We start from the raw sequence: 10,770 nt of genomic DNA, 5'->3' as shown, positions 1-10,770 counted from the left end.
GTCAAGAATTTCCTCAACCTCTAAATCACTATGGTCAATAGGACGTTGACCATCTTCGTTTAGCATTTCATTATCCGCAAAAGGACTTTTAGCGATCGGGCGATGACCATCTATATCAATTGTGCGACCAGAATTATTTTCATCCTTTGCAATTGGCCGCGGACCATCTATATTAACTATTTCCTCAATTTCAAAGTTACTTGGATCGATTGGACGCAGACCATCTATATTAATTGCTTTAGTTGTATGCGTCTGTTCGTTAGATGATAAAACTATATTGTCAGCTTCATTGACTTTGCGATGTGAACCTGATCTACTTTTCTTAACTTTCTTTGCGTTCTCCTTGTTTTCTATATAATCGGTTGGTATTTCTGACTCAACAGCATTATTTGAAACTATTGGGCGGCTACCATCTATCTCTAGAGTATCTTTAACTGTAAATTTACTCTTAGCAATTGGGCGTTGACCGTCTATGTCAAGAATTTCCTCAACCTCTAAATCACTATGGTCAATAGGACGTTGACCATCTTCGTTTAGCATTTCATTATCCGCAAAAGGACTTTTAGCGATTGGGCGATGACCATCTATATCAATTGTGCGACCAGAATTATTTTTATCCTTTGCAATTGGCCGCTGACCATCTATATTAACTGTTTCCTCTATTTCGATGTTACTTGGATCGATTGGACGCTGACCATCTATATTGATTGCTTTAGTTGTATGCATCTGTTCGTTAGATGATAAAACTATATCGTCAGCTTCATTGACTTTCGGCTGTAAACCTGAGTCATTTTTCTTAACTTTCTTTTTGTTATCCTTATTTTTCATTTTTCTTCTAAAACTATCTTGCTAACAAAAATACCTGACTATTTATCTCTCATCTCAAGGAATTAGAGATTGTATAAAAAGCAGAAAAATTATAATTTTCTGACAATTGAATTAAGATATTACTGAAGTATAATCAAAAAATCCTCTACCACAGCATAGAATGTATCTCTGACTTGAGAGGGATTTATCGTCTCCGAAGGGCTTTTTTAATAAATGAAAATTGGCATTCAAAAAACACTAGAAATCCTAGAGCAAGTTCAGGAATTAGAATCTACACGGGGTCTGAAGAATGAAGCCTGTCGTTCCAAATTTTTGATTCACCCTGACTTCACATCAAAAGTTTTTTTATTTTTGCATGGTTTTACAGCAGGCCCTTACCAGTTTGAGCCACTTGGTAAAGCCTTCTTTAACAAAGGATATAACGTTTTGATTCCTTTACAACCTGGTCATGGACTCTCAGGGAACTGGAGCCGTCAAAATCCTCCACCACTACCAACAGATATTCAGATATATCAACAATTTCTGATTGAATGGTTGCAGATTGCGAAAACGCTAGGTCAACAAGTTGTAATTGGTGGATTCTCAACAGGTGGAACTTTAGCTGCTTGGCTAGCTTTAGAGCATCCCCAGCTGATTGACCGCGCTTTATTGTTCGCGCCTTTTTTGGGTAGTCGCTACTCACTATTTGATCGACTAATCGAGATCCTACCAATTTATTTTGAATGGTTCAACAAAAATGCACCTGGCAATTTCGGTTATAAAGGTTTTTGTCTCAAGGCATTACGGACATTTCTTAAATTGAGAGAGGAAGTTTTAGAAAAGGCTAAAGGCTGTGTTTGTGCGCCTATTTTAATAGTATGTAGTGAAGCAGATCGTGCTGTTAGTCGCTCCAAACAGCAGGAGTTTTTCCGAAGGGTGCTTAACCAGCAACCGAAATCCTGGTATTACTGTTTCGATGATTCGCTTCACATTGAACACCGGATGATGACAAAATTGGAAGATAATGATTATGAAGAATTAATAATTACCCTTGCCAAAGCATTTGTTGAGAGTGATTTGACTTGGATAGAGTTTGAGCAAATCGTCAAGCAGATAGCCCAAGGACAAACGTATGATCAAATTATGCGAGAATTCAATGTTGATAGCCAGGTTTCTCAACAGCTATCTGTAATGGTGACTCAAGGCTTTGGCTGCGATGGTCTTAAGTGCATCAATCCATATTCTTAATCGATAATCCTCTTCGATTATTCTAGATAAATAAAAACTATAGCAATTCTAAATAAGATTATGAAGTTTTATATTAAGACTATTATTAATCATTAGTTATTTTTAATTTTGTACAAATAACTAATGACTGCTATATAGTTATTGATGCAAAGTTTAAACCTTAGCATTTAGTTTGAACTGGAAGCTAAAGTGCGGTCGCTAACAACTTTCAGTATAAATTTCACTAGACTGATAATTTCTGTAATATAAAAAATAGTATTTTAGTATACAGTTTTTTAGGCAATAAGGTTGTAAAAGAGCTATCTGCGATCACTTTATCTTGTCAGTGCCATAGATATTGTACAAACGCTGATTATTTTATTAACTTACAAAACTTTTTGTCTGAATCAATTTAGCGGTACCTGCTAATAAAAACTAAATCTGTATAACATGATTCTAATTTAGGTAACGTTCGGAGTTAAAATCACAAGATTGCATCAAAATTGTGGTTAAAGCTACAAAAAATTGTTACAACAACTAACTAAAACAGTGTTTCCAGGCTCGGTCTTCCGATTAGACAATGGTTTAACGTTTATTCATCAAGAAATTCCCACTACCCCTGTAGTTGTGGCGGATGTTTGGGTGCGTGCTGGAACAACCCTAGAGCCACAACCGTGGTTTGGGATGGCGCACTTTTTAGAACACATGATTTTTAAAGGTACTGCAACGTTACCCCCTGGAATGTTCGATTACAACGTTGAAAACCGAGGTGGTATAAGTAATGCGGCAACAAGCTATGATTATGCTCATTATTCACTGACCACAGCTGCGCCTTATCTAGAAGATACTCTGCCGTACTTGGGAGAACTACTGCTGAATGCGGCAATCCCAGAAGATGAATTTAGCCGCGAACGGGACGTAGTACTAGAAGAAATCCGATCGTGCAATGACGATTCCGACTGGATAGGATTCCAAGCTTTGATTAAAAGCATCTATGGGTGTCACCCTTACGGACGTTCGGTGCTGGGTACTGAGCAAGAACTTATGCAGCAGTCACCAGAAGCTATGCGGTGTTTTCACCGTGCCCACTACCAGCCGGAAAACATGACGGTGGTAATTGCTGGGGGCATACCTGTGCAGTCAGCTTGGAAATTAGTAAATCATTCATTTACTGATTTTGCCAAACCTTCTGATTGTCCCCAATTTGAAAAAGTGGCACAGCCAATAATAACCGAAATTCGTCGTCAAGAACTTTATTTACCACGCATAGAGCAAGCGCGATTGTTAATGGCCTGGCTCGTACCAGGAGTAGAAGATATCCACACTGCCTATGGTTTAGATTTATTGTCAGTGTTATTAGCAGAAGGGCGGACTTCGCGTTTAGTACGTGATTTGCGGGAAGATTTACAATTGGTGCAGGGAATTTGTAGTAATTTTTCTCTGCAACGGGAATCGAGTTTATTTACAATTACTGCCTGGTTAGAACCAGAAAATCTAAAAGAAGTTGAGTTTTTGATTTGCGATCATTTAGATAAGTTACACACTCAGGAAATTAGCGAACAGGAACTAGCCCGCTCGCGCAGGCTACTATGTAACGAGTATGCCTTTTCTACTGAAACGCCAAATCAACTCACAGGACTTTATGGATATTACAACACCATTGCCCAAGCCGAATTAGCTGTAATGTATCCCCAAGAAATTCAGTCTTTTGATGCCCCTCAACTGCAAAAATTAGCTAAACAGTATCTCTCGCCGCAAAATTATGCCGTTACTGTGCTTAAACCCTGTTAAGCATAGGAGATGAGGAGATGGGGAACTCGGGGCCCCCACGTTAGCAAAGCGGGGCAAAGCCCAGTGGGGATTACGGGCAATGGGGAGATCGGGAGATGGGAGGCTGTTCTTGAGCAGGGGTAGAGATAACTAATGACTAGTGACTAATGATAAAGGACAAATAACAAATGACAACCTTGCTGCAAAAATCGCCTATCCATCGCACCGTGTTGAACAATGGCATTGTCGTACTAGTGGCAGAAAATCCTGCTGCTGACATTATTGCAGCCCGAATTTTTGTGCGTGCGGGTAGTTGTCATGAGAACGAAGAACAAGCAGGGTTGGCACATTTGCTATCAGCCGTGATGACAAAGGGATGTGACGGACTTTCTAGCTTGGAAATTGCCGAAAAAGTCGAGTCTGTGGGGGCGAGTTTGAGTGCAGATGCGGCTACTGATTATTTTTTGTTTTCTTTCAAGACAGTAACATCCGATTTTGCCGAAATTTTAACATTGGCAGGGCAGATTTTGCGATCGCCTACTTTTCCCGAAGTCCAAGTCGAATTAGAACGGCGTCTAGCACTACAAGATATTCGTTCGCAAAAAGAGCAACCCTTCACTCTCGCCTTTGAACAAATGCGGCAGGTAATGTACCAAAATCATCCCTATGCGATGTCAGTGTTAGGAGATGAAACAACCATGAGCCGCTTAACTCGTGCGGACTTGGTGCAGTATCATCAAACTTATTTCCGTCCAGATAATCTGGTAATTAGTATTGCTGGGCGAGTCACACCCACGGATGCAGTCGCGTTAGTAACAAAAGTTTTTGGTGATTGGCAAGTAACAGCATCAGCACCACCAGCACTCAATTTACCCGAAATTAAGGTGGAACCGCAAATTAGGCTAAAGCCACAACAGACGCAACAATCAATCGTGATGCTCGGTTATTTGGGAACATCGGTGAGTTCTTGTGAGTACGCCCCACTGAAGTTGCTGTGTACTTACTTGGGAAATGGGCTTTCTAGTCGCTTGTTTGTCGAATTGCGGGAAAAACGAGGTTTAGCTTACGAGGTATCTGCTTTCTACTCAACCAGGCTATACCCAGCATCGTTTGTAGTTTACATGGGTACAGCACCAGAGAATACCAGCATAGCCTTAGAAGGACTGCGTACAGAAGTAGATTTATTGTCTACCACCGAAGTATCCCCAACCGCCCTGCAAGCTGCTAAAAACAAAATCTTGGGGCAGTATGCTTTGGGTAAACAAACGAACGGCCAAATTGCTCAGATATACGGCTGGTACGAAATTTTGGGGTTGGGAATTGATTTTGACATCAAGTTTCAAGAACTGATTGCAGCTGTGGATGCCCAAGACGCGATCGCCGCAGCTCGTAAGTATTTAAAACAACCTTACCTGTCTTTAGTTGGTCAAGAAGCAGCAATAAATGAGGCGATCGCATAGGGTAGATGATGCGCGATCGCTTTTTGGTCGCAGCTGTTTTTTAGACCAAGCGGCTGTACTATTAGCATGAGAATATTCTGGGAGTGAATTCCATGCAACACAGCCTGAGAGCAAGTATTTTGAGTTACTTAAAATTACTACATCAAACTGGAAATCGCTGTAGAATGGAAAAACTGCAAAAGGGTTGGTGGACTCAGAGATCTAAGGTTTTATCAGCGGTTAAAATACTCCTCTCCACTACACCTGTGTTGATTGCCTCCTCTGCTTTAGTATCAATTGCAGCCCCACAAAAAATAGCCCAAGTAAATCCTGGAGATAATATCAACCGTCCTACCTTGAAAGTTGGTAGCCAAGGCGAACGCGTATCTGAACTTCAGGCAGCTCTGAAACTTTTGGGTTATTACTCTGGTGTAGTAGACGGTATATATAGTGAAAATACAGCTAGTGCTGTTTCCCGATTTAAACAAGCAGCTGGCTTAAATCCGGATGGCATTGTTGATGCCAGCACTTGGCAACGACTTTTTCCTAAGGAATCGGTAGCATCAACAGTTCCTTCATCTGGGCAAGTATTTAACTCAGCCACAAATTTTCCCGTTCCCACTCAATCTAGCAATGTCACCAAGGTTGCAAATCCCAGTAATCCATCGAGACAAGCTGTAACCCAAGTTTCTACCAAGCCTAACCCTCCAAAAAAAGCTGTAACCCAAGCTAATACCAGTCCTAAGCCACCAAAGAAAGCTGTAACCCAAGCTGCTACCAGCCCAGAACCAAAACCTGCCACCCCAAGACAAGCTCAGAAAACACCGAATCGTACTACATCAAACACTCGAACTCGCTCAACCACGCGTACTGAACAAACTACTCGAACTCAGTCAAATACCAGCACTCAGCAAACTCCTGGTATTCAATACACCTCAGAAGGATTGCCAATTTTGCGTCCTGGGTTACGTGGTTCGGAAGTTATTAAATTGCAAAAACAACTGAAAAAGCTTGGTTACTTAAAAGGCGATATAGATGGAGACTTTGGCCCAACAACTGAGGAAGCTGTGAAAGCTGTACAAAAGCGCTATGGTTTAGAAGCTGACGGCGTAGTTGGCGGGGCTACCTGGGAAATTATTTTGCGGCGTTAAAGAACTCGAAAAAATCAAATATCCAGCTGTTGGGGAGATAAGGAAGAAAATTCTTGCTTGTCTCCCTTGTCTTTGAATGAAACTGTGGACTAAGGCTGTATGCTTTTCGCATCGGCACTGGTTAGTTGACTTAGGTACATCCTGCAATAGGATAAAGATACTGGGATTAAAAGTATTTCTCTATGCCAGCAGATAGATTGCCAAAAGTGATTATCTTAAACTTTTTGCATAGATTAAAAAAAGAACCCCACCCCGCTTTTGACTTACGTCAAAGTCTTCCCTCTTTGCACGCAGAGAGGGGCTGGGAGTGGGGTGTTAGGGGACTTTTGCAAGAGGTCTATTGACTTGTTTGATAATCCAAAATCGTACTAGATAGCTTTTAGGCTGTCAAAAGAAGACGATTACTTTAGGAATCAATTACAACGACAGCTAATGGTGCTACAAATCACAATAGACAAAAGTCAAATTAATTAGACTTAGGATTAATTCTTCTAAAAAAGCTTATGCAACACTTTTTATTAACTTGGTTCGGTACTGCGGTGGCGTTATTGATTACTGCTAAAATCGTTCCGGGATTCTTTATCAAGAATTTTCTGGTGGCCTTAGTGGCTGCTCTTATTATTGGTCTAGTTAATGCATTTGTTAGACCAATTTTGCGGATTTTAACTTTTCCGATTACCTTGCTCACCTTTGGTTTATTTACATTAGTAATTAATGCCTTAACCCTTTGGCTAGCAAGTGCCCTAACTCCTGGTTATGGTTTTGAAATTCAGGGTTTTTTACCTGCTTTCTTTGGTTCAATTGTGCTAGCAATTGTTTCTACCATAATTAACTATTTTTTGAGAGTTGTTGAATAGAAAAATCGCTAAAATTTGCAGCTTGGGCAACAGCTAGCGTTACAGCTCCAGGTTGCCCTTTTAATTTTAAAATTCGTTTAGGAACTAAAAATTTTACTCCCAATTGTTCTGTAGTCAAGGAGAAGGAATTAGTTAACAATAAGTTGAGTTGAGTGGCAGCAAGAATCGCCGCTGCTTCTGCTACGCTGGGTGTACTTACTTTTTGGTTAATAATTGTACTAGGGTTGGGAACCCAGACACGGCGAAGAACTTCGCTACAAAAAGTCTTTAAAAGCAAATTGTGTAGATGGCAAAATTCTACTAAGCCCATTTCTGAGGCTTTAGTGTCGATAGTAGCAAAACCTGCGATCGCACTTTGACAAAGTTTATTTTCTTCAAAAACTTGCTCAATTGCTAAATCGATTAACTGCGATGAAGTTTCGCGTTTACAACCAATTCCTACCCATAAAACCTGTTGTAGTTGGTGCATTTCCTAATTCAGCTTGTGTTTTTACTCCAATAGCCAACTAAATAAATCTCCCACCGTTAGCTTCAATTCACTTGCAAAATCTGGTACAGGAAGTAAAGCTTGTAATTCATCCACCATTACTGGCTGTTGATTGCGTATGTAAACGAACACTGTTTGTTCTTCTGGATCGATCAGCCAGCCCATTTGTGTTTGATAATTCAGACAGTGCAGAATATTTTTCATGACTTTCGTTTGTCTTTGGTCAGGTGATAGAATCTCGATAGTCCAATCAGGAGCAGCCGAAAATAAATTTGCTACCCTGCCATTTTCTTTGCGAGGTATTCTGTCCCAAGTAAATACTGCTACATCTGGGACAATCGATCTGCCACCAAATGTACACCGCAGTTCTGGATATGCTCGTGCAACTCTTTGCGGTTTCAAGACGCCATTAATAAAAATAATCAGTTCACCTTGAATAGTGCTATGTTCTCCCTGTGCCATTGGTTTCTGAATAATTTGACCATCGATATATTCACTAGCTGGCTTGGTTTCTGGTAGCATTAAAAACTCTACCAAAGTTATGTTTTTTGATGGTGTCCTTACCATTTTTCAGCCTCTAAGAAAACCTCTATTGCAATCACACTAATTGTGATTAAATAACTGCGAAGACGCAAAGGACATACAGAAAAAATCAGCTCTTGCTTGACTCTGATTTATCTAAATACCTTTGCGTTTATAAATACATTACATCCTTTCTAATACCTGAATTCCCAGCAAAGATAATCCCAACTTCAACGTTCTAGCAGTCAAATCACAGATAATCAAGCGGGATGTTCGCTGCGGTTCCTCAGCATCCAGCACCCGAACTCCTCGGTCGCGGTCATAAAACTGATTAAATTTTTTACTCAGTTCGTACAAATATTCACATAAACGGTGAGGCAATAAATCTTGCTCTACACTATTAACAACTTCATCGAGTTGAAGTAAATATTTTGCCAGTGCTAATTCGGTTTCATGCTCTAAAACTACAGCATGATTTCCTAATTCTTGAAAGTTAATATCACCCTTGCGGCTAATCCCTTGAATCCGCGCATAAGCATACAGCATATAAGGTGCAGTATTGCCTTTTAGATCCAGCATTTTATCGAAACTGAAAACATAGTTACTAGTGCGGTTTTGGCTTAAATCTGCATACTTAACTGCACTAATTCCCACTACGTTGGCAACTTCATTAATAAATTCTTCAGTTTCTTGACGTTGTTCTTCTTGTAATCTAGCTTTTAGGTCTGCATGGGCACGAGCGATCGCTTCATCTAACAAATCCCGCAACCGTACAGTATCTCCAGAACGAGTCTTGAATTTTTTACCGTCTTCTCCTAACACTAACCCAAAGGGCACATGCACTAATTCCACATCTTCGGGAACCCATCCGGCTTTGCGTGCTACCTGAAAAAATTGGGCAAAATGGTTTGCTTGTCCAGCATCTGTTACATAAATTATCCGCTTTGCTTCATCCTGCTGAATCCGGTAACGCAGGGATGCTAAATCTGTAGTGGCGTAGTTATAACCGCCATCGGATTTCTGCACAATTAAAGGTAAAGGTTCACCTTCTCTATTTGTGAACCCTTCGAGAAAAACGCATTTTGCCCCTTGATTTTCTACTAATAATCCAGATTTTTCTAAATCTTCCACAACTCCTGGTAGTAAAGGGTTATAGAAAGATTCACCCCGTTCAATTAACTTGATATCCAACAAATTATAAATTACTTGAAACTCCCGCCGTGATTGTTCGCATAATAATTTCCAAGCATGGAGTGTATCTTCTCCACCTGCTTGTAATCTGACGACTTCTTGACGTGCTGTTTCTTGAAAAGCCTCATCTGTATCAAACCGCTGTTTGGCTTGACGGTAAAAACTGACTAAATCACCAATATCTAAAGCATTAGCAGTAGTCAGGGCTTGGGGGTGGACTTCCCGCAGATAAGCAATTAACATGCCAAATTGTGTACCCCAATCACCGACGTGATTTAACCGTAGAACATCGTGTCCTTGAAATTCGAGAACGCGGGCGATCGCATCGCCGATAATTGTAGAACGCAAGTGTCCGACGTGCATTTCTTTAGCAATATTCGGACTGGAAAAATCCACAATTTCCCGTTGTGGCGTTTTCGCCGTTGGGATTCCTAGCCTGGGATCTACTTGAATACCGTTCAGTTGTGCTTCTAGGTATGCTGTTTTCAGTTTCAGATTGATAAATCCTGGCCCTGCGATTTCTGGTGGTTCACAGATTTCGGATACATCTAATTTCTCAACTATGCTAGATGCGATTAGTCTTGGTTGCTTTCCTAACTTTTTACTTAGAGATAAAGCTACATTTGCTTGATAATCACCAAATTTAGAATTACTAGCAGGAACTAAAATAGGATCTATTCTGGCGAAGTCTGTGCCAAAAGCCGCCACTAAAGCTTGCTCAAACTGAACTTTTAGTTTTTCTTGTGTAGGGTTCATATATAAATTTTATCTGGGAGAGAGGGATGTAGCTTTGGAAAAGCTTGATTATTTCACTCTAAAGTGTATATTCATCAAGTTCAAGCAAGGACTGTCAGCTTAAAGCACAACCCTGTAAATTGTCTTTCATCCTTGGCATAACTTGCAGATTTTGACGATACTCCAGTAAATGCTGACATCTTACTACGTTTATTAACGTAAGTACGGAGATTATCTCTGTTTGTATAACCATAAATTTCATTCACCAAGGTTGAAGTTGATAGCTATAACACTACTACCCTACCTATGTACTTCGTTCCAAAGAAAATCGTTAGAGATTTAGGTTTTAACCTTTAACTAGAGAAATTGCACATCTTATTTTTATAAAAAACATAAATTTTTTATCATTTGCTTATTATATATAGGTTGAAACATTTAATGCTAACAACAGTGTATTAAGAAAGTGATAATAGTCTTGTTTCAGTAAGAATACTATAAATAAAGAGCTATTTGAATATATTAAAAAAAGCAAAAGATCAGATTGACTTTGCAAATCCATAGCTGTTAGAAGTAAGAAACAACAG

The 10,770-nt window shown here is 39.9% G+C and carries 9 protein-coding genes; 5 read left to right on the top strand and 4 right to left on the bottom strand.

What is annotated here, in order from left to right:
• A partial coding sequence (locus FCR06_RS32930) for a hypothetical protein (protein WP_189523548.1) occupies nucleotides 1-828 on the bottom strand: 828 nt, incomplete at its 3' end.
• 213 nt (nucleotides 829-1,041) lie between these two features.
• Between FCR06_RS32930 and FCR06_RS23830 the strand changes: the two genes are divergently transcribed.
• The 5 genes from FCR06_RS23830 to FCR06_RS23810 all read left to right on the top strand — a co-directional run bounded on the left by FCR06_RS23830 (nucleotide 1,042) and on the right by FCR06_RS23810 (nucleotide 7,251).
• Entirely contained in the window at nucleotides 1,042-2,055 is a 1,014-nt protein-coding gene (locus FCR06_RS23830) for an alpha/beta hydrolase (RefSeq protein ID WP_138504160.1), read from the top strand.
• Between the two features lie 528 nt (nucleotides 2,056-2,583).
• The gene (locus FCR06_RS23825) at nucleotides 2,584-3,825 is read left to right on the top strand and encodes a M16 family metallopeptidase (protein WP_138504158.1); all 1,242 of its coding nucleotides are present in this window, start codon (nucleotides 2,584-2,586) and stop codon (nucleotides 3,823-3,825) included.
• 167 nt (nucleotides 3,826-3,992) lie between these two features.
• Nucleotides 3,993-5,264, top strand: coding sequence for a M16 family metallopeptidase (locus FCR06_RS23820; protein ID WP_138504156.1), 1,272 nt, complete (start codon nucleotides 3,993-3,995; stop codon nucleotides 5,262-5,264).
• 92 nt (nucleotides 5,265-5,356) lie between these two features.
• A complete protein-coding gene (locus tag FCR06_RS23815) occupies nucleotides 5,357-6,394 on the top strand; it encodes a peptidoglycan-binding domain-containing protein (protein WP_138504154.1) in 1,038 nt (345 codons plus the stop codon).
• Between the two features lie 503 nt (nucleotides 6,395-6,897).
• On the top strand, nucleotides 6,898-7,251 hold the full coding sequence (locus FCR06_RS23810; RefSeq protein WP_138504152.1) for a phage holin family protein: 354 nt from the start codon (nucleotides 6,898-6,900) through the stop codon (nucleotides 7,249-7,251).
• On the opposite strand, the gene FCR06_RS23805 is transcribed toward FCR06_RS23810, so the two are convergent.
• The 3 genes from FCR06_RS23805 to argS form a co-directional block, all read right to left on the bottom strand.
• Nucleotides 7,223-7,720, bottom strand: coding sequence for a cobalamin biosynthesis protein (locus tag FCR06_RS23805; protein ID WP_138504150.1), 498 nt, complete (start codon nucleotides 7,718-7,720; stop codon nucleotides 7,223-7,225). The genes FCR06_RS23810 and FCR06_RS23805 overlap by 29 nt on opposite strands.
• Before the next feature lie 21 nt (nucleotides 7,721-7,741).
• A complete protein-coding gene (locus tag FCR06_RS23800; protein WP_138504148.1) occupies nucleotides 7,742-8,305 on the bottom strand; it encodes a Uma2 family endonuclease in 564 nt (187 codons plus the stop codon).
• A gap of 138 nt (nucleotides 8,306-8,443) precedes the next feature.
• The gene (gene argS, locus FCR06_RS23795) at nucleotides 8,444-10,207 is read right to left on the bottom strand and encodes an arginine--tRNA ligase (RefSeq protein WP_138504146.1); all 1,764 of its coding nucleotides are present in this window, start codon (nucleotides 10,205-10,207) and stop codon (nucleotides 8,444-8,446) included.
• Nucleotides 10,208-10,770 lie beyond the last annotated feature (563 nt).

This window comes from Nostoc sp. PA-18-2419 (assembly GCF_005869855.1).
Taxonomy (GTDB): Bacteria; Cyanobacteriota; Cyanobacteriia; order Cyanobacteriales; family Nostocaceae; genus Nostoc.
This window is presented reverse-complemented; position numbering and strand designations above follow the sequence as displayed.

What these genes read in the sequence shown, in the direction of transcription:
- FCR06_RS23830 (WP_138504160.1), top strand. Translation starts at nt 1,042, where the DNA reads ATGAAAATTGGCATTCAAAAAACACTAGAAATCCTAGAGCAAGTTCAG.
- FCR06_RS23820 (WP_138504156.1), top strand. Translation starts at nt 3,993, where the DNA reads ATGACAACCTTGCTGCAAAAATCGCCTATCCATCGCACCGTGTTGAAC.
- FCR06_RS23815 (WP_138504154.1), top strand. Translation starts at nt 5,357, where the DNA reads ATGCAACACAGCCTGAGAGCAAGTATTTTGAGTTACTTAAAATTACTA.
- FCR06_RS23810 (WP_138504152.1), top strand. Translation starts at nt 6,898, where the DNA reads ATGCAACACTTTTTATTAACTTGGTTCGGTACTGCGGTGGCGTTATTG.
- FCR06_RS23805 (WP_138504150.1), bottom strand. Translation starts at nt 7,720, where the DNA reads ATGCACCAACTACAACAGGTTTTATGGGTAGGAATTGGTTGTAAACGC.
- FCR06_RS23800 (WP_138504148.1), bottom strand. Translation starts at nt 8,305, where the DNA reads ATGGTAAGGACACCATCAAAAAACATAACTTTGGTAGAGTTTTTAATG.
- argS (WP_138504146.1), bottom strand. Translation starts at nt 10,207, where the DNA reads ATGAACCCTACACAAGAAAAACTAAAAGTTCAGTTTGAGCAAGCTTTA.